The sequence below is a fragment of the Pseudomonas sp. NBRC 111143 genome, from assembly GCF_001320965.1.
GTDB lineage: Bacteria > Pseudomonadota > Gammaproteobacteria > Pseudomonadales > Pseudomonadaceae > Aquipseudomonas > Aquipseudomonas machongensis.
Genome location: NZ_BCBT01000049.1, coordinates 1 through 19,741, shown reverse-complemented (window position 1 = coordinate 19,741; position 19,741 = coordinate 1). Strand labels below are relative to the sequence as shown.

The window sequence follows — 19,741 nt, the reverse complement described above, 5'->3', positions numbered from 1 at the left end:
GGGCTCTCCTGACTGCAAGACTTGAAGCGGTGCGGCAAAGGCATTCCCTACTTCGGACTGATGAAAGCCCGAGGGGTTTTATCGACGACGGCAATGATAGCGAAGTTTTTTCTGACCCATTCCTCAGCTTTGCGGATGGAATCGACATGGATGTTACCGGCAAAACGCGGTAGCACGTAGCCACCAATCACCCCGAAATAATTGATCCAGAGCCTTTCCGACCAACCATCATTTGCGTCGATTGTTACCATTAGCCATATGAACTTTTTTCTTGAGTTACCAAGCGTAGCATTGCCCTCGTACCCACTTTCCAGCGTCCCACGAGGAGCACCGAATCATGAAACGCCAACTGCTGCTGAGCCTGAGTCTTTCCATCCTGGCCGCCAACGCCTTCGCCTTGCCGGCTGCCGACCAACACCTGAGTGCCGAAGCCCGTTCCAGCTCGGCAGTGATTTCCCAGCCCCTGAAGACGGTTGCCGAAGGTGGTTCTGATCGTCTGATCCAACGCAACAACCGCGTTGCCGAAGGTGGCTCGGACCGTCTGATCGAACGTAATAACCGCGTTGCCGAAGGTGGCTCGGACCGTCTGATCGAACGTAACAACCGCGTAGCCGAAGGTGGCTCGGACCGTCTGATCGAACGCAACAACCGCGTAGCCGAAGGTGGCTCGGATCGCCTGATCGAACGCAACAACCGCGTTGCCGAAGGTGGCTCGGACCGTCTGATCGAACGTAACAACCGCGTTGCCGAAGGTGGCTCGGACCGTCTGATCGAACGCAACAACCGCGTAGCCGAAGGTGGCTCTGATCGTCTGGTCGAAATCCGCCGCGTGAGCTGATGCCCATGGCTGATAACGACAACTCGACATACAGCGCTTGCTCCCCTCCAAAGCCCGGTCCATTGACCGGGCTTCGTTTTTTTATCTAGAGTGCCAAGCCGTACAGTCACAGAATCCAGAGCCCCATGCTGCCGCGTGCCGAACAGAAGCAACAGACCCGCCAGGCCTTGCTCGACGCCGCCTGCCAGCTCATGGAGAGTGGCCGGGGCTTCGGCAGCATCAGTCTGCGCGAAGTGGCCAAGGCGGCCGGCATCGTCCCCACCGGTTTCTACCGGCATTTCCCCGATATGGATGCCCTGGGCCTGGCGCTGGTCGCCGAGGTCGATGCCACCTTCCGCCAGACCATTCGCCTGGTGCGCCACAACGAATTCGAACTCGGTGGCATCACCGACGCCTCCGTACGTATCTTCCTTGATGTGGTGGCGGCACACCGCGCCCAGTTCCTGTTCCTCGCCCGCGAACAGTACGGCGGCTCGCAGCCCGTGCGCCAGGCCATCGCCCGGCTGCGCCGGGATATCAGCTCTGACCTGGCCACCGACCTTGCACGCATGACCCGCTGGCAGCATCTGGACAGCGCCGCCCTCGGGGTGATGGCCGACCTGGTGGTCAAGACCGTGTTCGCCACCCTGCCAGAGCTGATCGACAGCCCTGATCCGGCTTGCCCGCAGGCGCTGACCGCGCAGGACAAGATCACCCAGCAACTGCGCTTCATTTTCGTCGGGGCGCGGCATTGGCAGGGGTTGGGGAATCCGGGCTGAAGCCCGCGAAGCGGTCGGCACAATCAACCCCACCCCCAGTTCTGCTACCATGGCGCCCTGCCCGATTGCGACGAGCGCCTTCATGTCCAACCCCCGCCCTACCCCATCCGAGCTGAGTACCTGCCTGGCTTCTGTGCGCGAACATTTCGCCAAGCGCATCGTGCCCTTGTGGCAAGGTCCCGGTTGGAACGCCGACATGGCCCTGCCCTTCGAAGCCCTCGACGCCGAACACCACCCCCTGCCGGTGCAGCGCTACCGCGCCATGGCCTGCGCACGCCAGCTGTACCTGTTCAGCAGCCGCATCGAGCAACCCGGTGCCGCCGAGCGCGCCGCCGCCCTGTTCCGCTCGCTGCAACGGCATTTTCACGATGCCGAGCACGGCGGCTGGTTCTACAGCATCGATGCCGACGGCAAGCCACTGGACCGACGCAAGGACCTCTACACCCACGCGTTCATCGTCTTCGCCTGCGCCCACTACTGGGGCAAGGTCCGCGAAGGGCTGGTCGAGTCGGCGCTGAACGCTGCCCTGGAAATCATCGAGGAGCAGTTCGCCCGGAATGATGGCCTTTACGAAGCCGTGCTCGGCGAAGACTGGTCCGATCTTGGCAGCGGCCCGCTGCAGAACCCGCAGATGCACCTGGCCGAAGCCTTCCTCCAGACCCTGGCCGTGCGCCAGGACGATGCCGCGCAAGCGGCCCTGGTGCAGTTATGCACAGCCCTGCAGGCGCAGTTCATCGATCCGGCCCACGGCGTGATGCTGGAGAAACCCCGCGGTGCTGTGGATAACTGGTTCGAGCCTGGGCATCAGTTCGAATGGTTCTACCTGCTCGACACCTCGCCACTGCTGCGCGGCACACCGCTGCATGCATCGATCAGCCGGGCATTCGAGTACGCCGAGCGCTGCGGCGTGAAGGACGCGGCGGTGCTCGCTTCGCTGGATGTCGAAGGCAAGGTGATCGATGCGACCCAGCGGATCTGGGCCCAGGCCGAATATCTGCGGGCGCTGGCATTGAAGCCAGGCAACGAGGCGAAGCTGATGACCCAGCTCAAAGCCCTCAAAGACAACTTCCTGCATGCCGGCGGCTGGCACGAATGCCGCGACGGCCAGGGCGCAGTCAGCCGACACGACATGCCGTCCACCACGCCCTACCACCTGGCCACCTGCCTCGAAGGCCTGCAACGCCTGCTCTGATTGATGTAGGGGCGCCGAACCACCGCTCCTGCAATGGCTGGCGTGGAACCGTTCTCAGCCCTTGGCCGAACGGTCGATCGAGAACCCAGCCCAGTCCTGACTTACCGGCATCAGCTCAAGGTTGTTGATGTTGATGTGCGCCGGCTGGTTGAGCACCCAGAAGATAGTGTCAGCGATGTCCTGCGGCTGGATCGGCTCGGCGCCCGCGTAGGTAGCGTCGTAGCGCGACTGGTCGCCACCGAAGCGCACCAGCGAGAACTCGCTTTCGCACAGGCCCGGCTCGATGTTGGTCACCCGTACGCCGGTGCCGCGCAGGTCGCAGCGCAGGCTCAGGGAGAACTGCCCGACAAAGGCCTTGGTGCCGCCATACACATGGCTGCCCGGATAGGGATAGTTACCCGCCACCGAACCCACATTGAGGATGCTTGCGCCACGGCCATGGGCGATCAGGCGCGGCAACAGCAGGCGGGTGGTGTACATCAGGCCCTTGATGTTGGTATCGACCATGGTTTCCCAGTCGTCCAGGTCGCACTGCGGTGCCGGGTCGGCGCCCAGGGCCAGCCCTGCGTTGTTGACCAGGCCCTGCAGCTTGTCGAAGGCCGGCGGCAGGCTGGCAATGGCCGCCTCCATCGCCTTGCGGTCGCGCACATCGACCACCAGGCCGAGCACCTCGGTCTTGGCCGACAGCTCGGCGCACAGGGCATCCAGGCGCTCCTTGCGGCGACCGGTAAGCACCAGCTTCCAGCCAGCGTCGGCGAAACGACGGGCAGTGGCTTCACCGAAACCGGAAGTGGCACCTGTGATGAATACGGTGGACGTCATGCTGTTCTCCTTCGCTGTAGGGGTCGTCGCAGGCCTTGCAGCATGCCCGCGGCGCACGCTGGCAGCAAGCCGTTTTCGGTACTGGTCAAAAAACAGGCAACGCCTCGAAAGCCTTGCAGCACAAGGGCTGGTGCAGGCTATACGCATCTTATCCACAAGGCTTTCCCCATGGATTGGGGGCAACTCGTCGGTCAAAGGGAACCCTTTGACCTGGATAAACTCTTTCAGAACGCTCAGGTGATGGCGCAACGCTTTCAACCATGCCGTGTCCAGCAGTCTGTCCAAGGGTTGCGCACAGACTTATCCACAGAAAGGCAACAGCGACTTCGAGCCGCGATTCATGGGCAAAAGCGCGACGCAATAGTGCACAAAGCGTGACTGATCAAATATTGACCAACGCCATGCAGGCCTTTGGATACGTGGGTTTCAGCGACATGCCACCATGTTTTCCACAGGCGGTTCCACATTAATCGTGGAAAACATCGAGCCTGTGGAAACAAGGGGTTATGCAGGGAATCTACGGTGGTTCAAGCGGGATGTGCGACAAGTTGTCCACATTGGCGACCGGGGCCGCAAAGCAGCCCCTGCCACACCTCAATGCCCACCCAGATAGGCGCTACGCACCTCTTCGTTGACCAGCAACTCCTGCCCGGTCCCGGTCATGCGGATCTGCCCGTTGACCATCACATAGGCCCGGTCCGACAGTTTCAGCGCATGGTTGGCGTTCTGCTCGACCAGGAAAATGGTCATGCCGGTCTTGGCCAGCTCGCGCAGGGTCGAGAAGATCTGCTTGACCACGATCGGCGCCAACCCCAGCGACGGCTCGTCCAGCAACAGCAGCTTGGGCCGGCTCATCAAGGCGCGGGCGATGGCCAGCATCTGTTGCTCGCCGCCAGACATGGTCATGGCCCGCTGGTTGCGTCGCTCCTTGAGTCGCGGGAACAGCTCGTACATGCGCTGCATGTCTTCGTCGGCATGCTTGTCGCCGATGGGGATCGTGCCCATCATCAGGTTCTCCTCGACGGTCATGTCGGGGAACACCCGCCGCCCTTCCGGTGACTGGGCGATGCCGTTGGAGGCGATGTAGTGCGACGACTTGCGGGTAATGTCGGTGCCACGGTAGAGGATCTGCCCGGAAGCTGCCCGCGGTTGGCCGAAGATCGACATCAGCAGCGTGGACTTGCCCGCGCCGTTGGCACCGATCAGGCTGACCGTCTCGCCCTCCTCGATATGCATCGAGACCTTCTTCAGCGCCTGGATCGGCCCGTAGAACACATCCAGGTCCTTGAGCTCGAGAATGGGTGCACTCATATCAGTTCCTCTTCGTCGGCACCCAGGTAGGCGGCGATCACCGTCGGGTTGTTGCGGATGTCCTGCGGGGCGCCTTCGGCGATCACATTGCCGTGGTCGAGCACGACGATGTGATCGGAAATGCTCATGACCATGCCCATGTCGTGCTCGATCAGCACCACGGTGATGTCGTGTTCGTCGCGCAGCACACGGATCATGCGGCTCAGCGCCTCGGTCTCCTGCGGGTTGAGACCGGCGGCCGGCTCGTCCAGGCAGATGATCTTCGGCCGCGTGCACATGGCCCGGGCGATCTCCAGCCGACGCTGCTGACCGTACGACAACTCGCCAGCCAGGCGGTTGGCGCAATCGACCAGATCGACCACCTCCAACCAGTAGAACGCGTGATCCAGCGCGTCGCTTTCGGCCTGGCGATACCCCTTGGTGTTGAGCACCCCGGCCAGCAGGTTGCGGTTGACCCACATGTGCTGGGCCACCAGCAGGTTTTCCACCACCGACATTTCCTTGAACAGGCGAATGTTCTGGAAGGTGCGCGCAAGGCCCGCGCGGTTCACCAGATGGGTACCACCGAACATCTTGTAGTACAGACGATTGGCGAAGCGTGTCGGCGAAACGAAATCCGTCGCCTCGAAGCGTTCGCCCAGCAGTTGGATGACGTTGGTGTGGCTGCCACGCACGTTCAGCTCGATACGCCCACCGCTGGCCTTGTAGAAGCCGGTCAGGCAGTTGAACACCGTGGTTTTGCCCGCGCCGTTGGGGCCGATCAGGGCGAAGATCTGGTTGCGCTTGACCTTCAGGCTGACGTCGCTGAGCGCCTTGATGCCGCCGAACTGCATCATCAGGTTGTCGACCGAGAGAATGATTTCGTCGCTCATGGCGCCACTCCTTTACGTGGGACCACGCCAGTGCGGCTGATGCGAATCAGCCCTCGCGGTCGCCAGATCATCATCAGCACCATCAGCACACCGAACAGCAGCACGCGGTACTCGGAGAAGCTGCGCAGCAGCTCCGGCGCCACGGTCAGCACGAAGGCGGCGATCACCACGCCCACGGTCGAGCCCATCCCGCCCAGCACGACGATGGCCAGGATCAACGCCGACTCAAAGAAGGTGAACGAGGACGGGTTGACGAAGCCCTGGTAGGTGGCGAAGAACACCCCGGCAAGCCCGGCAGTAGACGCGCCAAGGGTGAAGGCCGAAAGCTTGACCAGCACGTGGTTCAGGCCCATCGAACGGCAGGCGATCTCGTCTTCTCGCAGCGCCTCCCAAGCGCGGCCGACCGGCATGCGCGTCAGCCGGTGCTTGATGTAGAGCACCGCCAATACCACCAGGAAAAGCACGATGTAGATGAACAGGAACTTGTAGTTAGCGTTGTATTCGATACCGAAGAACTCGTGGAACGGCACCCCGCCATCCTTCGCCCGACGGCCGAACTCCAGCCCGAAGAAGGTCGGCGACGGCGCCGGCATGCCGTTCGGGCCACCAGTGAACGACAGCCAGTTGTTCAGCACCAGGCGGATGATCTCACCGAAGCCCAGGGTCACGATCGCCAGGTAGTCGCCATGCATGCGCAACACCGGGAAGCCCAGTATGCATCCGGCCAGTGCCGCAGCGATGGCCGCCAGCGGCAGCACGCTCCAGAAGCCCAGCCCCAGGTACTGGTAGCCCAGCGCCAGGCCATAGGCGCCAATGGCGTAGAACGCCACGTAACCCAGGTCGAGCAACCCGGCCAGGCCGACCACGATGTTCAGGCCCAGGCCCAGCAGCACATAGATCAACCCGAGAATGACCACGGTCAGCAAGTACTTGTTGGCAAAGATCGGGAAGACGATGGCGATGACGATCAGCGCCGGGATGATGTAGCGCAGGCGCGACTTGTAGTCGGGTGCCAGCACGTGCACGCCTGAGCCGCCGCTGTCGAAACCTTGCAGCAGGCGTTGGCCGGTGGTTGTCTGCAGGAACAGGCTGAGCACGAAGCGACCGATCATCACCCCGCCGACCAGCCAGGCCACGCGCCGGGGTTCTGCATTGAAGCTGTAGCCGTCGAGCACCACGCCGACGACAGGTCCGAAAACGATGAGCGCCAGCAGGCCGGCGACGAGGGTCTCGATCAGGCTGCGCTTGATGTCGAAACCCTTGCTTGGGGAAGTGGAGGCAGTATTGGCAACGGACATGATCACACCTTAGCCACGAGCGGGCGACCGAGCAGGCCTTGTGGACGGAAGATGAGGATTATCACCAACAGCGAGAAGCTGAATACGTCCTTGTAGTCGGAGTTGACCAGGCCAGAGAACAGCGACTCGGAAATGCCCAGGATGATCCCGCCGAGCATGGCGCCCGGTAGCGAGCCGATGCCCCCGAGTACCGCGGCAGTGAATGCCTTGATGCCGATGATGAAGCCCGCATAGAAGTCGAAGGTGCCGTAGTTCATGGTGATCAGCACACCCGCCAGCGCTGCCATCACCGCACCGATGACGAACACATAGGAGATCACCCGGTCGGTGTTGATCCCGAGGATCGACGCCATCTTGCGGTCCTGCTGGGTGGCGCGGCACATGCGCCCGAGCTTGGTGTACTTGATGACATAGGTGAGCAGGCCCATGCCGACGAAGGCGGCAACCAGGATGAAGATCTTGGTGTAGGTGAGCTGGACGAAGCCGGTGCCGATATCGACGCGCCAGGCACCTTCGAGCAGGGTCGGTACGCCTTGCTGGCGCGCCCCCTGGCTGAGTTGCGCGTAGTTCTGCAGGATCAGCGAGATACCGATGGCGCTGATCAGCGGAGCCAGGCGGGTGGAGTTGCGCAGTGGCTTGTAGGCGATGCGCTCGATGGTGAAGCCATAGACACCGGTGACGACAATGGTGAACAACAGCGTGCCAAGCATCAGCAGCGGGAAGGATTCGATACCGAAGTAGGCCAGCAATGCCAGGCTGATCGCCGCGAGATACGCGGAGATCATATACACCTCGCCGTGCGCGAAGTTGATCATGCCGATGATGCCATAGACCATTGTGTAGCCGATGGCGATCAGACCATAGACAGACCCGAGGGTCAGCCCATTGATCAGTTGCTGCAGGAAAATACCATCCATAACGCAATCTCACCTGTTGAGATTGCACGAGCGCCGACCACGGCGAGGGCAAGGGCAGAGCGTCCCTCGCCGCGCAGGACTGTGCAGATCTACGGATAAAGTACAAATACCGCGGGGCTGGGCCCGGTGCGCCAACGCGCCCGGGCCGCGAGCCGTTGTTATTTTTGTTTTTCCAGCTGGTGGTACTTGCCGTTGGCATCCCACTGGTAGACCACGTAGTCGGAGACGGTCAGGTCGCCCTTGCTGTCCCACTTCTTCTCGCCCATGACGGTCTTGACCGGATTGGCCTTGAGCCACTTGGCGGCGTCTTCGCCCTTGTTCGACTTGGCGCCGTTGAACGCGGCGGCCAGCGCCTGGATCGAGGCGTAAGCGTACAGGGTGTAGCCTTCAGGCTCGGTGCCGGCCTTACGGAACTCCTCGACCACCGCCTTGCTGTCCGGCAGCAGGCGCGGGTCGGCACCAAAGGTCATGTACACGCCGTCGGTGTATTGCGCACCGCCTGCGGTGGCCACCAGTTCGTCGGTGACGATACCGTCGTCGGACATGAACTTGACGTCCTTCAGGCCCTGCTCGCGCAGTTGGCGCACCAGCGGACCGGCTTCCGGGTGCAGGCCGCCGAAGTAGACGACGTCGGCACCGGTGGAGCGGATCTTGGTGACCACGGCGCTGAAGTCCTTCTCGCCACGGGTCAGGCCTTCGTACAGCACAGGCTTGACGCCGCGCTTCTCGAGCTGCGCCTTGGTCGCATCGGCCAGGCCCTGGCCATAGGTGTCCTTGTCGTGCAGGACCGCGACCTTCTTGCCCTTGAGCACATCGACGATGTAGTCGCCGGCAACGATGCCCTGTTGGTCGTCACGTCCGCACATGCGGAACATGGCCGACAGGCCGCGCTCGGTGACCTGCGGGTTGGTCGAGCCCGGGGTGATCGCGATGACGCCCGCTTCGTCGTACACCTCGGAGGCGGGAATGGTGTTGGAGGAGCAGAAGTGTCCGACCACGCCGATCACCTTGTCCTGATCGACCAGGCGGTTGGCCACGGCCACGGCCTGCTTCGGCTCGCAGGCGTCATCGCCCTTGACCAGGACGATCTTCTCGCCGTTGATGCCGCCGGCCTTGTTGACCACATCGGCTGCCGCCTGGGCGCCCTTCATGTATTGCTCGCCAAACGCTGCGTTGGCGCCGGTCATCGGGCCCGCTACGCCGATCTTTACGTCGGCCTGTACATACGAAGAAACACCCAGTGCCGTAGCCACGGCCAGTGCCAGGAAACCTTTCTTGTAAAACGTCTGCGACATGAGGTGGTGCTCCTAGAGTTTTTTTAGTTGGCACTACAACTTCATCAACCCTGTGCTCTGAGCAAGGGCCGTGCCATCGGTTTTGTCTTCCGGGAAAACACACTCCGCTGGGCCACTGCAGACCTCCGGCGGTCGTTTCTTTATTGAGCGTGCAACCGTCTGCCACAGGGAAGGCGCCACTGAACGCAAAACAAAGGAGCAACCGCAAGGTGCCATCATTGCAACCCTCGCAAGTGTTTACGTGCAACCATCCTGTAACAGCATGACGTCACCGAAGTGCACACCGCTGGTGCGCGACTGCTACAGGCAGGCACTGTTTCAAGGCTAGACGCTGTGACGGGGAATGGTGGTTTATCGATGATGGCCTTGCGCAGTCAGGCGGTGTTTCCCCGCAAAGGGGCCACCACAAATCCCTGACCCCCTCTGGAAGCTGGCACAATAGGCACCAATCGCCGCCCTGGAGCCATTCAATGAGCGAGAGCGCATTCGCCGAGCGCATCGTGCATAACCTGCTCGACACCGACTTCTACAAGCTCACCATGATGCAGGGCGTCCTGCACAACTACCCGGACGCCGACGTGGAATGGGAATTCCGCTGCCGCAATGGCGAAGACCTGCGCCCCTATCTGGGCGAAATCCGCCGGCAGATCGAACGGCTGGCCGACCTCACCCTCGACGACGGCCAACTGACCTTCCTCGAGCGCATCAGCTTCCTCAAGCCCGACTTCCTGCGCTTTCTCGGCCTGTTCCGCTTCAACCTGCGCTACCTGCGCATCGGCATCGAGCACGACCAGCTGTTCCTGCGCCTGCGCGGCCCGTGGCTGCACGTGATCCTGTTCGAGGTGCCGCTGCTGGCGATCATCAGTGAAGTGCGCAATCGCCACCTGCATCCGCAGATGCGCCTGAACGCTGCGCGCGACCAGCTCCATCGCAAGTTCGACTGGTTGCGCGCCAATGCCAGCGAAGAGGAGCTGGGCGCCCTGCAGGTCGCCGACTTCGGCACCCGCCGACGCTTCTCGAGCCGCGTGCAGGAAGAAGTGGTGCGGGTGATGCGCGATGACTTCCCGGCACGCTTCGTCGGCACCAGTAACGTCGACCTGGCATGGAAACTGGATATCAAGCCGCTTGGCACCATGGCCCACGAATGGATCATGGCCCACCAGCAACTCGGCCCGAGGCTGATCGACAGCCAGATCGCCGCGCTGGACTGCTGGGTGCGCGAGTACCGCGGGCTGCTCGGCATCGCCCTGACCGACTGCATCACCATGGATGCATTCCTCGGCGACTTCGACCTGTACTTCGCCAAGCTCTTCGACGGCCTGCGCCACGATTCCGGCGAGCCGGTGGCCTGGGCGGAAAAGGCCATCGCGCACTACCGCAAGCTGGGGATCGATCCGATGACCAAGACCCTGGTGTTCTCCGATGGCCTGGACCTGCCGCGCACCCTGCAGATCTTCCGCGCACTGCGCGGTCGCATCAATGTCAGCTTCGGCATCGGCACCAACCTGACCTGTGACATTCCGGGTGTGGCGCCGATGAGCATCGTGCTTAAAATGACCGACTGCAACGGCTCGCCAGTGGCGAAGATTTCCGACGAAGCCGCCAAGACCCAATGCCGCGACGAGAACTTCGTCGCCTACCTGCGTCACGTATTCAAAGTCCCTAGCAAGGAGTAACCCATGCAAGCCGTTCAGCAAGAGATTGCCCAGGCGCTCAAGGTACAGCCGCCCTTTGCCGACGCCGCCGCGCTCGAGAAGGAAGTGGCCCGGCGCGTGGCCTTCATCAAGGACTGCCTGGCCAACGCCCGGCTCAAGACCCTGGTGCTAGGCATCAGCGGCGGCGTCGATTCGCTGACCGCTGCCCTGCTCGCCCAACGCGCTGTCAATGAACTGCGCGCCGAGACCGGCGACCAGGCCTACATCTTCATCGCCGTGCGCCTGCCCTACCAGGTGCAGCACGACGAGCACGACGCCCAGGCCTGCCTGGAGGTGATCAAGGCAGACGAAGTGCACCCCGTCGATATCGCCCCGGCTGTCAGGGCCCTGGCCGCCGAAGTGGTGGAACTGAAGAACGGCTCGCCGACCCTGGTCGACTTCGTCGTCGGCAACGTCAAGGCGCGCATCCGCATGGTCGCCCAGTACACCATCGCTGGCGCGCGCGCAGGCCTGGTGATCGGCACCGACCACGCCGCAGAGGCGGTGATGGGCTTCTTTACCAAGTTCGGTGATGGTGCCTGTGACCTGGCGCCACTGAGCGGGCTGGTGAAGAACCAGGTGCGGGCGATCGCGCGCAGCTTCGGTGCGCCGGAATCGCTGGTGGAGAAGGTGCCAACTGCAGATCTGGAAGACCTGGAACCAGGCAAGCCGGACGAGGCATCGCACGGGGTGACCTACAAGGAGATCGACGCCTTCCTGCACGGTGAGTCGGTGCGCCAGGAAGCCTTCGACATTATCGTCGCCACCTACCGCAAGACCCAGCACAAGCGCGAACTGCCGTTCGCCCCTTGAAAAGCTTCGCGGGCAAGCCCGCTCCCACAAGTTGCTCACTGTTCTCAAGGGTAGTGAACAACCTGTGGGAGCGGGCTTGCCCGCGAATTGGGCCTTAAGGCCCTACACAACAGCCATTACTTGACGACAACCTTGCCCTTCATCATCGAGATGTGGCCCGGGAAGGTGCAGAAGAAGCTGTAGTCGCCACCGGCTTCGAGCTTGGAGGTGTCCAGCTTGATGGTGTCTTTCTCGCCAGCGCCGATCATCTTGGTGTGGGCGATGATCGCGGCGTTGTCAGCCTTGATGTAGTCCTTGTCCAGACCCTGGGTCATGCCCTCGGTGGCGATGGCCTGCATGTCGGCCGTCTTGCTGATCACCAGGTTATGGCCCATGACGTTCTTCGGCAGGCTGCCACCATGCGTCAGTTCGATCTCGACGGTCTTGCAGCTCTTGTCGACGGTGAACTCCTTGGTGTTGAACGACATCTGGTCGGTAGAGTCGACAGTCACCTTGCAGTCGGCGGCAAAGACAGAAGCGCTGGCGAGGGTCAGCAGGGATACCGCTACAGCTTTCGCAAACATCGTGAATCTCCTTGGCAGGGTTTTATCAATTGCGAGACTGCCTGAAACCGGCCAGGCCCTTGCTGATTTGAATCAAGGGCCATCAATGAGCCAGCCAGTAGTATTGTTCAATGGATTGTATACAAAAAATCTAAGAGCACATCATGCCTGCTTGATAGACGATGGGACAACCTCTCATTTAGGAGCAAGTGCCATGAATCTCGGAAATTTCATGCGCGGCCTGTTGGCTGCCTATGCGTGCGGCGCAACCGGTGCTGCGGACTGCGAGTTCGCCCGACCGGAGTGAATTCGACGCTTGGAGCACGCGGCATTGCGCCTTACCCTGTGTGCCCCGCTGCCTGCGCAGCGGGTGAACTGCACTGGAGATAAGCAATGCCCGTACGTTCCGTCTGTGTCTTCTGCGGCGCCAGCATCGGCGCCAACCCGGCCTATCGTGAGGCCGCCATCGCCCTCGGCCAGGCCATCGCCCACCGCGGCCTGACTCTGGTCTACGGCGGTGGCGCCGTCGGCCTCATGGGCATCGTCGCCGATGCTGCCATGGCCGCTGGTGGCGAAGTCATCGGCATCATCCCGCAGAGCCTGATGGACGCCGAAGTCGGCCACAAAGGGCTGACACGCCTGGAGGTGGTCGACGGCATGCATGCCCGCAAGGCGCGCATGGCCGAGCTCAGCGATGCCTTCATCGCCCTACCGGGTGGGCTGGGTACGCTGGAAGAGTTGTTCGAGGTCTGGACCTGGGGCCAACTGGGCTATCACGCCAAGCCGCTGGGGCTGCTGGATGTGAATGGCTTCTATGAAAAGCTTGGCGGCTTCCTCGACCATATCGTCGAGGAAGGTTTCGTGCGGCCGCAGCACCGGGCGATGCTGTTGCTCGGTCAGCAGGCGGATGAGCTGCTCGATGGCATGGACAGCTTCATCGCCCCGGTGGCGCCGAAGTGGGTCGATCACAAGCCCGATTGATCGTTTTACAGAACCTGTGGGGACGGCGCTTCGCCCCCACAATGTTCCTTGCGGGCCTGGAGGTCAGCGAGGAATCACTGGCTGGCGCGGCTTCTTGTTGCCCTTGCCGCCTTTGGCCGCTTCCTTGCGCTCCTTGGCCGCCTGCTGGTTGCGGGCGAATGCCTCGGCCTTGGCCTTCTCGCGCTTGTCCCACGGCTTGCTGCCATCGCTGGCACGCGGCGGCAGGCCGTTGTGCTGGGTGAGGATCTTCTGCTCCTTGGCCACCTTGTGGCTGCCAGCCGGCGTCGAGTTCTTGCGACGGGCGCTCTGGTAGCTGTCGGTCTGCGGCTGGTGCAGCGGGATCAACTGGTGCTTGCCCGGGCCGATCAGGTCGGCGCGCCCCATGCGGGTCAGCGCTTCACGCAGCATCGGCCAGCCCTTCGGGTCGTGGTAGCGCAGGAACGCCTTGTGCAGGCGGCGCTGCTCGTCGCTCTTGACGATCTCCACACCCTCACTCTTGTAGGTAACCTTGCGCAGCGGGTTCTTGCCCGAGTGGTACATGGCCGTGGCCGACGCCATGGGCGAAGGGTAGAACGCCTGCACCTGGTCGGCGCGGAAACCGTTGCCCTTGAGCCAGAGGGCCAGGTTCATCATGTCTTCGTCGGTGGTGCCAGGATGCGCAGCGATGAAGTACGGGATCAGGTACTGTTCCTTGCCCGCTTCCTTCGAGTACTTCTCGAACATGCGCTTGAAGCGGTCGTAGCTGCCGATACCCGGCTTCATCATCTTGTCCAGCGGACCACGCTCGGTGTGCTCCGGGGCGATCTTGAGGTAGCCACCGACGTGGTGGGTGACCAGCTCCTTCACGTACTCCGGCGACTCGACGGCCAGGTCGTAGCGCAGGCCCGAGGCGATGAGGATCTTCTTCACCCCCGGCAGCGCACGCGCCTTGCGATACAGCGAGATCAGCGAGCTGTGGTCGGTATTGAGGTTCTCGCAGATGCCCGGGAACACACATGACGGCTTGCGGCAGTGCTTCTCGATCTCGTGGCTCTTGCAGGCGATGCGATACATGTTGGCGGTCGGGCCGCCCAGGTCAGAGACTACGCCGGTGAAGCCCGGTACCTTGTCGCGCATCTCCTCGATCTCGTGCAGGATCGATTCGTGGGAGCGGTTCTGGATGATCCGGCCTTCGTGCTCGGTGATCGAGCAGAAGGTACAGCCGCCGAAGCAGCCGCGCATGATGTTCACCGAGAAGCGGATCATCTCGTAGGCCGGGATGCGCTCCTTGCCATAGGCCGGGTGCGGGACGCGCGCGTAGGGCATGCCGAACACGTAGTCCATTTCCTCGGTGCTCATGGGAATGGGTGGTGGGTTGAACCACACGTCCACTTCACCGTGCTTCTGCACCAGGGCGCGGGCGTTGCCTGGGTTGGTTTCCAGGTGCAGCACGCGGTTGGCGTGGGCATAGAGCACCGGGTCGTTGCGTACCTTCTCGAACGATGGCAGACGGATCACCGACTTCTCGCGGGTCATGCGCGGGCTGTCGAGAATCTGTACGACCTTGGCTTCGTTCGGGTCTTCCACCTCGCCCTTGGCCTGCTCGATGGCGCAGGCCTGGGTGTCCTGGGTGTTGACGTAGGGGTTGATGATCTTGTCGACACGGCCCGGACGGTCGATGCGGGTGGAGTCGATCTCGTACCAGCCCTCGGGGGTGTCCCGGCGGATGAACGCGGTGCCGCGCACGTCGGTGATCGACTCGATCTTCTCGCCGTTGGACAAGCGCTGGGCAACCTCGACTACCGCCCGCTCGGCGTTGCCGAACAGCAGGATATCGGCGCTGGCATCGACCAGGATCGAGTGGCGGACCTTGTCCTGCCAGTAGTCGTAGTGGGCGATGCGGCGCAGCGAGGCCTCGATGCCACCGAGCACGATCGGCACGTGCTTGTAGGCTTCCTTGCAGCGCTGGCTGTACACCAGGCTGGCGCGGTCCGGACGGCTGCCGGCCAGGCCACCAGGCGTGTAGGCGTCGTCGGAACGCACCTTCTTGTCGGCGGTGTAACGGTTGATCATCGAATCCATGTTGCCGGCCGCGACACCGAAGAACAGGTTCGGCTCGCCGAGCTTCATGAAGTCGTCTTTGGACTGCCAGTTCGGCTGGGCAATGATACCGACGCGAAAGCCCTGGGCTTCCAGCAGGCGGCCGATGATGGCCATGCCGAACGATGGGTGGTCGACGTAGGCGTCACCGGTCACGATGATGATGTCGCAGGAATCCCAGCCGAGCTGATCCATCTCCTCCCTGCCCATCGGCAGGAAAGGCGCTGGCCCGAAGCATTCGGCCCAGTACTTGGGATAGTCGTAGAGTGGTTTGGCTGCTTGCATGTCAGTGACCGGTTCTGGTGTGCAGGGAAATCGCGGGCGCGGAATATAGCACAAATTTTGACCAAATCCGACGGTGGTGGTCGGAATCATAGTGATCACCCAGAAAAACATCGCCCCCTGTGGAAGCGGGTTTACCCGCGAATGCGATGGCGGGTTAAACATCGCATTCGCGGGTAAACCCGCTCCCACAGGGAGGCCGATTCAGTTCTGGGGGGTTATTCGTCGTCGTCGAAGTTGTACATGCCCGGCGCCAGGTTCTCGAAGCGGGTGTACTTGCCAATGAACGCCAGGCGGACAAAACCGATCGGACCGTTACGCTGCTTGCCGATGATGATTTCCGCCACGCCCTTGTGCTCGGTCTCGGGGTGATACACCTCGTCACGGTAGACGAACATGATCACGTCGGCGTCCTGCTCGATCGCTCCGGATTCACGAAGGTCGGAGTTGACCGGGCGCTTGTTCGGGCGCTGCTCCAGGGAGCGGTTGAGCTGCGACAGCGCGATGACCGGGCAGTTGAACTCCTTGGCCAGGGCCTTGAGCGAGCGCGAGATCTCGGAAATCTCGTTGGTCCGGTTGTCGCCGGCCGAGCCCGGAATCTGCATCAGCTGCAGATAGTCGACCATGATCAGCGCGATCTCGCCATGCTCACGCGCCAGGCGGCGGGTACGTGCACGCATCTCCGAGGGGCTGATACCGGCGGTGTCGTCGATGAACAGCTTGCGGTCATTGAGCAGATTGACCGCCGAGGTCAGGCGCGGCCAGTCATCGTCGTCGAGCTGGCCGGAGCGGACCTTGGTCTGGTCGATGCGACCCAGCGACGAGAGCATACGCATGATCAGCGATTCGCCAGGCATCTCGAGGGAGAACACCAGCACAGCCTTGTCGCTGCGCAGCACGGCGTTCTCGACCAGGTTCATGGCGAAGGTGGTCTTGCCCATCGACGGACGGCCGGCGACGATGACCAGGTCGGCGGGCTGCAGGCCGCTGGTCTTCTCGTCCAGGTCGGTAAAGCCGGTGGAAACACCGGTGATGTCGCTGTCGGAGTTGAACAAGGTGTCGATACGGTCGATAGCCATGGTCAACAGCTCGTTGACCCCCACCGGGCCACCGGTCTTGGGCCGCGCCTCGGCGATCTGGAAGATCTGCCGCTCGGCGTCGTCGAGAATCTCTTCGGCGTTGCGCCCTTGCGGGTTGAAGGCGTTGTCGGCGATGTCGGTACTGATGCTGATCAATTGGCGCAGCGTCGCCCGCTCGCGGATGATCGCTGCGTAGGCCTTGATGTTGGCCACCGACGGAGTGTTCTTGGCCAGCTCGGCCAGGTACGCCAGGCCACCGACCTGGGTCGACAAGCCTTCCTTGTCCAACTGCTCGTGCAGGGTGACCACGTCGAACGGCTGGTTGGCATCGGCCAGCTTGTGCACGGCACGGAAAATCAGACGGTGGTCATGCCGGTAGAAATCGCCATCGGACACCTGGTCCAGCACTCGCTCCCAGGCGTTGTTATCCAGCATCAAGCCACCGAGCACAGCCTGTTCGGCCTCGATGGAATGCGGCGGCACCTTCAGGGCAGCGGTTTGCAGGTCGAGCTGTTCGGGATTGGTAATCTCGTTCATGGCCACGCAAGAATTCTGGGGGGTTCAAAAAGACAAAGGGCACGGCCTGAAAAACAGGACCGTGCCCGATGTTAACCGGCTGGCCCGCGAGGGGCCAGTCAGTCAGCGCAGCTTAGGCAGCTACGACGACCACGCGTACGGTGGCTTCAACGTCGCTGTGCAGGTGCACAGCTACGTCGTATTCGCCAACCTGACGGATGGTGCCGTTCGGCAGACGAACTTCAGCCTTGGCCACTTCAACGCCGGAGGCGGTCAGGGCATCAGCGATGTCGTGGGTGCCGATCGAACCGAACAGCTTGCCTTCGTCGCCAGCGGTGGCAGTGATGGTCACTTCCAGCTCGGCCAGTTGGGCAGCGCGGCTTTCAGCCGAAGCTTTCTTGTCGGCAGCGGCTTTTTCCAGCTCTGCACGACGCTCTTCGAATGCAGCCAGGTTAGCGGCGTTGGCAACGGTGGCCTTGCCGAATGGCAGCAGGAAGTTACGGCCGTAACCAGCCTTAACTTTTACTTTGTCGCCCAGGTTGCCCAGGTTGGCGACTTTTTCCAGCAGGATCAGTTCCATTTGGTAAAACCTCTTAACTTTTAACCTTCACCGTTCGCGGAATCATTCCCCTTGGGGGAGTGGCGACCGCGAAAATCAATCAGGCTGTCGACAATGGCCAAGACCACGAGCAACGGATAGGTCAGCTGCATGAACAGCACCAGCGTCACGTACAACCCCACCAGCCAGAACCTGGCCAGGCGTTTCTGGGCCACCAGCCCATGCAGCAGGGCAATGCCCGCGAACATGAGCGGCACACTGCACAGCGGCGTAAGCAAGGCGACGGCGGAACCGAAGTTCGGCCCGAACACCATGCACGCCAGCAGCACCAGTGCCGGCACCAGGGGAATCCGCACCGCTTGAAACTCGCGGCCAAAACCTCCCGGGTTGTACAACGCGGCCTGCCAGTACCGGCCCAACATCAGGGCCAGAACGCTGACGACCTGCAGCAAAGCTGCAATCAGGCCGTTGAGCACCGGTACGATGAGTGCCCCCAGGTGTGCCTGCTCCTCCACCGACAACTGCTGGTAGAGACCGTCGAGCATCTGCGGCAGGGCTTTTTCAAGCGCTCGCGCCAGAGCTTCGATCGGTTCGCGGAACACTGAACCGAGGATGACACCGTACAACAGGCCCAAGGCGATGCTGGACAACAGCACCCGGTTCCAGGAGTGCCCGGCGCGCAACAGCGCAGCCAGCCCCAGCGTCCCCAGCAGCACCATCAAGGTGCGCGGCTCACCGAAGATCCACCAGGCCAGCGCGGGCAAGATGCCCCACACGATGACCGAGGATGCGTCCTTGAAACCACGCCGCAGGAACACCAGGCTCCCGGCGGCGGCACTCAACCAGAACAACAGCGGCAATGCCGCACAACCAGCCACCACGACAGTGGCCTGCACACGACCGCGCATGATGAAATCAGCCAACGCTCGCATGCCTATCCCTTACTACTTGTCGACGACCCGGTCTCAGCGGCCGTGGCTGTCGGTGTAGGGCAGCAGGGCCAGGAAGCGGGCGCGCTTGATAGCGGTAGCCAGCTGACGCTGATAACGAGCTTTGGTACCAGTGATACGGCTTGGAACGATCTTGCCGGTTTCGGATACGTAAGCTTTCAGGGTGTTGAGATCTTTGAAGTCGATCTCTTTCACGTCTTCAGCAGTGAAGCGGCAGAATTTACGACGACGGAAGAAACGTGCCATTTAATAGGCTCCTCTAAAGGTCCGTGGATTACTCGTCAGCGTTATCGCTGGAGTCGCTGTCATTGCTGTCGTCGCCATCGGCGGAGTCAGCATGCTCAGGACGCTCGCGACGCTCACGGCGCTCGCTGCGGTTCTCTTCAGCCTTCAGCATCTCGGACTGACCGGTAACGGCTTCGTCGCGACGGATGACCAGGTTACGGATAACGGCATCGTTGTAGCGGAAGTTGTCTTCCAGCTCGGCCAGGGCCTTGCCGGTGCACTCAACGTTCAGCATCACGTAGTGAGCCTTGTGAACATTGTTGATTGCGTAGGCCAGTTGACGACGGCCCCAGTCTTCCAGGCGGTGGATCTTGCCACCATCTTCTTCGATCAGCTTGGTGTAACGCTCGACCATGCCGCCGACTTGCTCGCTCTGGTCCGGGTGAACCAGGAAGATGATTTCGTAATGACGCATGAATGCTCCTTACGGGTTAGTAGTCTGCCAGCGAATCTGGTCAGACAAGGAGTGAATGACACTGTATGTCTTGCTTGAGAGGAGGCACATGCGCGCCTGCCAGCTCGGCAAGGGGCGCAATTGTAGAGAAGGCGGGTTGGACAAGCAAGGTGATTGGCGATTATTTGAACAGTCGGAAACATATTGGCGGGATATGTGAACGCGGCGGTGATGCTTTCGCGGGCTTGCCCGCGAAAGCATCAC

The 19,741-nt window shown here is 61.9% G+C and carries 19 protein-coding genes; 6 read left to right on the top strand and 13 right to left on the bottom strand.

Annotated features, from left to right (window positions below; genetic code table 11):
- Window positions 1–337 precede the first annotated feature (337 nt).
- The 3 genes from APH44_RS22175 to APH44_RS22165 all read left to right on the top strand — a co-directional run bounded on the left by APH44_RS22175 (window position 338) and on the right by APH44_RS22165 (window position 2,788).
- On the top strand, window positions 338–838 hold the full coding sequence (locus APH44_RS22175) for a hypothetical protein (protein WP_054894554.1): 501 nt from the start codon (window positions 338–340) through the stop codon (window positions 836–838).
- 125 nt (window positions 839–963) lie between these two features.
- Complete coding sequence (locus tag APH44_RS22170) at window positions 964–1,596, top strand: TetR family transcriptional regulator (protein WP_054894553.1); 633 nt, start codon at window positions 964–966, stop codon at window positions 1,594–1,596.
- Between the two features lie 82 nt (window positions 1,597–1,678).
- Window positions 1,679–2,788 (top strand): AGE family epimerase/isomerase, encoded by a 1,110-nt coding sequence (locus tag APH44_RS22165; RefSeq protein ID WP_054894552.1) that lies wholly within the window; start codon window positions 1,679–1,681, stop codon window positions 2,786–2,788.
- Window positions 2,789–2,842: 54 nt separating this feature from the next.
- On the opposite strand, the gene APH44_RS22160 is transcribed toward APH44_RS22165, so the two are convergent.
- From APH44_RS22160 to APH44_RS22135, 6 genes are all read right to left on the bottom strand, one after another.
- Window positions 2,843–3,610 (bottom strand): SDR family oxidoreductase, encoded by a 768-nt coding sequence (locus tag APH44_RS22160; protein WP_054894551.1) that lies wholly within the window; start codon window positions 3,608–3,610, stop codon window positions 2,843–2,845.
- 594 nt (window positions 3,611–4,204) lie between these two features.
- Window positions 4,205–4,921, bottom strand: a complete 717-nt coding sequence (locus tag APH44_RS22155) for an ABC transporter ATP-binding protein (RefSeq protein WP_054894550.1) — start codon at window positions 4,919–4,921, stop codon at window positions 4,205–4,207.
- Complete coding sequence (locus APH44_RS22150; protein WP_054894549.1) at window positions 4,918–5,793, bottom strand: ABC transporter ATP-binding protein; 876 nt, start codon at window positions 5,791–5,793, stop codon at window positions 4,918–4,920. The genes APH44_RS22155 and APH44_RS22150 overlap by 4 nt, the downstream gene beginning before the upstream one ends.
- Entirely contained in the window at window positions 5,790–7,091 is a 1,302-nt protein-coding gene (gene livM / locus APH44_RS22145; RefSeq protein WP_054894548.1) for a high-affinity branched-chain amino acid ABC transporter permease LivM, read from the bottom strand. Before livM ends, APH44_RS22150 begins: the two co-directional genes overlap by 4 nt.
- A 2-nt stretch (window positions 7,092–7,093) precedes the next feature.
- The gene (locus APH44_RS22140) at window positions 7,094–8,008 is read right to left on the bottom strand and encodes a branched-chain amino acid ABC transporter permease (protein WP_054894547.1); all 915 of its coding nucleotides are present in this window, start codon (window positions 8,006–8,008) and stop codon (window positions 7,094–7,096) included.
- 158 nt (window positions 8,009–8,166) lie between these two features.
- The gene (locus APH44_RS22135) at window positions 8,167–9,303 is read right to left on the bottom strand and encodes a branched-chain amino acid ABC transporter substrate-binding protein (protein WP_054894546.1); all 1,137 of its coding nucleotides are present in this window, start codon (window positions 9,301–9,303) and stop codon (window positions 8,167–8,169) included.
- A 470-nt stretch (window positions 9,304–9,773) separates the two neighbouring features.
- Here APH44_RS22135 and pncB point away from each other — a divergent pair, with 470 nt between their 5' ends.
- Both pncB and nadE read left to right on the top strand, forming a co-directional pair.
- Window positions 9,774–10,979: a nicotinate phosphoribosyltransferase gene (gene pncB, locus APH44_RS22130; protein WP_054894545.1), complete on the top strand. Its 1,206-nt coding sequence runs from the start codon at window positions 9,774–9,776 to the stop codon at window positions 10,977–10,979.
- 3 nt (window positions 10,980–10,982) lie between these two features.
- A complete protein-coding gene (gene nadE / locus APH44_RS22125) occupies window positions 10,983–11,810 on the top strand; it encodes an ammonia-dependent NAD(+) synthetase (RefSeq protein WP_054894544.1) in 828 nt (275 codons plus the stop codon).
- A 116-nt stretch (window positions 11,811–11,926) separates the two neighbouring features.
- Here the strand turns inward: nadE and azu are convergent, their stop codons facing one another.
- Window positions 11,927–12,373 carry an azurin gene (gene azu, locus APH44_RS22120; protein ID WP_054894543.1) on the bottom strand — a complete coding sequence of 149 codons (447 nt, stop codon included), beginning with the start codon at window positions 12,371–12,373 and terminating at the stop codon, window positions 11,927–11,929.
- Window positions 12,374–12,745: 372 nt separating this feature from the next.
- Between azu and APH44_RS22115 the strand changes: the two genes are divergently transcribed.
- Complete coding sequence (locus APH44_RS22115; RefSeq protein ID WP_054894542.1) at window positions 12,746–13,333, top strand: TIGR00730 family Rossman fold protein; 588 nt, start codon at window positions 12,746–12,748, stop codon at window positions 13,331–13,333.
- Window positions 13,334–13,396: 63 nt separating this feature from the next.
- Here the strand turns inward: APH44_RS22115 and APH44_RS22110 are convergent, their stop codons facing one another.
- The 6 genes from APH44_RS22110 to rpsF form a co-directional block, all read right to left on the bottom strand.
- On the bottom strand, window positions 13,397–15,697 hold the full coding sequence (locus APH44_RS22110) for a YgiQ family radical SAM protein (protein WP_054894541.1): 2,301 nt from the start codon (window positions 15,695–15,697) through the stop codon (window positions 13,397–13,399).
- Between the two features lie 215 nt (window positions 15,698–15,912).
- On the bottom strand, window positions 15,913–17,310 hold the full coding sequence (dnaB, locus tag APH44_RS22105; RefSeq protein WP_054894540.1) for a replicative DNA helicase: 1,398 nt from the start codon (window positions 17,308–17,310) through the stop codon (window positions 15,913–15,915).
- 112 nt (window positions 17,311–17,422) lie between these two features.
- Window positions 17,423–17,869: a 50S ribosomal protein L9 gene (gene rplI, locus APH44_RS22100; protein WP_003249568.1), complete on the bottom strand. Its 447-nt coding sequence runs from the start codon at window positions 17,867–17,869 to the stop codon at window positions 17,423–17,425.
- Window positions 17,870–17,889: 20 nt separating this feature from the next.
- Complete coding sequence (locus APH44_RS22095; protein ID WP_054894539.1) at window positions 17,890–18,780, bottom strand: hypothetical protein; 891 nt, start codon at window positions 18,778–18,780, stop codon at window positions 17,890–17,892.
- Between the two features lie 33 nt (window positions 18,781–18,813).
- Complete coding sequence (gene rpsR / locus APH44_RS22090) at window positions 18,814–19,044, bottom strand: 30S ribosomal protein S18 (RefSeq protein WP_003249563.1); 231 nt, start codon at window positions 19,042–19,044, stop codon at window positions 18,814–18,816.
- 28 nt (window positions 19,045–19,072) lie between these two features.
- Entirely contained in the window at window positions 19,073–19,498 is a 426-nt protein-coding gene (rpsF, locus tag APH44_RS22085) for a 30S ribosomal protein S6 (RefSeq protein ID WP_029612766.1), read from the bottom strand.
- Window positions 19,499–19,741 lie beyond the last annotated feature (243 nt).

What these genes read in the sequence shown, in the direction of transcription:
- rplI (WP_003249568.1), bottom strand. Translation starts at nt 17,869, where the DNA reads ATGGAACTGATCCTGCTGGAAAAAGTCGCCAACCTGGGCAACCTGGGC.
- APH44_RS22140 (WP_054894547.1), bottom strand. Translation starts at nt 8,008, where the DNA reads ATGGATGGTATTTTCCTGCAGCAACTGATCAATGGGCTGACCCTCGGG.
- livM (WP_054894548.1), bottom strand. Translation starts at nt 7,091, where the DNA reads ATGTCCGTTGCCAATACTGCCTCCACTTCCCCAAGCAAGGGTTTCGAC.
- rpsR (WP_003249563.1), bottom strand. Translation starts at nt 19,044, where the DNA reads ATGGCACGTTTCTTCCGTCGTCGTAAATTCTGCCGCTTCACTGCTGAA.
- pncB (WP_054894545.1), top strand. Translation starts at nt 9,774, where the DNA reads ATGAGCGAGAGCGCATTCGCCGAGCGCATCGTGCATAACCTGCTCGAC.
- rpsF (WP_029612766.1), bottom strand. Translation starts at nt 19,498, where the DNA reads ATGCGTCATTACGAAATCATCTTCCTGGTTCACCCGGACCAGAGCGAG.
- APH44_RS22175 (WP_054894554.1), top strand. Translation starts at nt 338, where the DNA reads ATGAAACGCCAACTGCTGCTGAGCCTGAGTCTTTCCATCCTGGCCGCC.
- APH44_RS22160 (WP_054894551.1), bottom strand. Translation starts at nt 3,610, where the DNA reads ATGACGTCCACCGTATTCATCACAGGTGCCACTTCCGGTTTCGGTGAA.
- APH44_RS22170 (WP_054894553.1), top strand. Translation starts at nt 964, where the DNA reads ATGCTGCCGCGTGCCGAACAGAAGCAACAGACCCGCCAGGCCTTGCTC.
- APH44_RS22115 (WP_054894542.1), top strand. Translation starts at nt 12,746, where the DNA reads ATGCCCGTACGTTCCGTCTGTGTCTTCTGCGGCGCCAGCATCGGCGCC.
- dnaB (WP_054894540.1), bottom strand. Translation starts at nt 17,310, where the DNA reads ATGAACGAGATTACCAATCCCGAACAGCTCGACCTGCAAACCGCTGCC.
- APH44_RS22165 (WP_054894552.1), top strand. Translation starts at nt 1,679, where the DNA reads ATGTCCAACCCCCGCCCTACCCCATCCGAGCTGAGTACCTGCCTGGCT.
- APH44_RS22150 (WP_054894549.1), bottom strand. Translation starts at nt 5,793, where the DNA reads ATGAGCGACGAAATCATTCTCTCGGTCGACAACCTGATGATGCAGTTC.
- nadE (WP_054894544.1), top strand. Translation starts at nt 10,983, where the DNA reads ATGCAAGCCGTTCAGCAAGAGATTGCCCAGGCGCTCAAGGTACAGCCG.
- APH44_RS22135 (WP_054894546.1), bottom strand. Translation starts at nt 9,303, where the DNA reads ATGTCGCAGACGTTTTACAAGAAAGGTTTCCTGGCACTGGCCGTGGCT.
- APH44_RS22110 (WP_054894541.1), bottom strand. Translation starts at nt 15,697, where the DNA reads ATGCAAGCAGCCAAACCACTCTACGACTATCCCAAGTACTGGGCCGAA.
- APH44_RS22155 (WP_054894550.1), bottom strand. Translation starts at nt 4,921, where the DNA reads ATGAGTGCACCCATTCTCGAGCTCAAGGACCTGGATGTGTTCTACGGG.
- azu (WP_054894543.1), bottom strand. Translation starts at nt 12,373, where the DNA reads ATGTTTGCGAAAGCTGTAGCGGTATCCCTGCTGACCCTCGCCAGCGCT.
- APH44_RS22095 (WP_054894539.1), bottom strand. Translation starts at nt 18,780, where the DNA reads ATGCGAGCGTTGGCTGATTTCATCATGCGCGGTCGTGTGCAGGCCACT.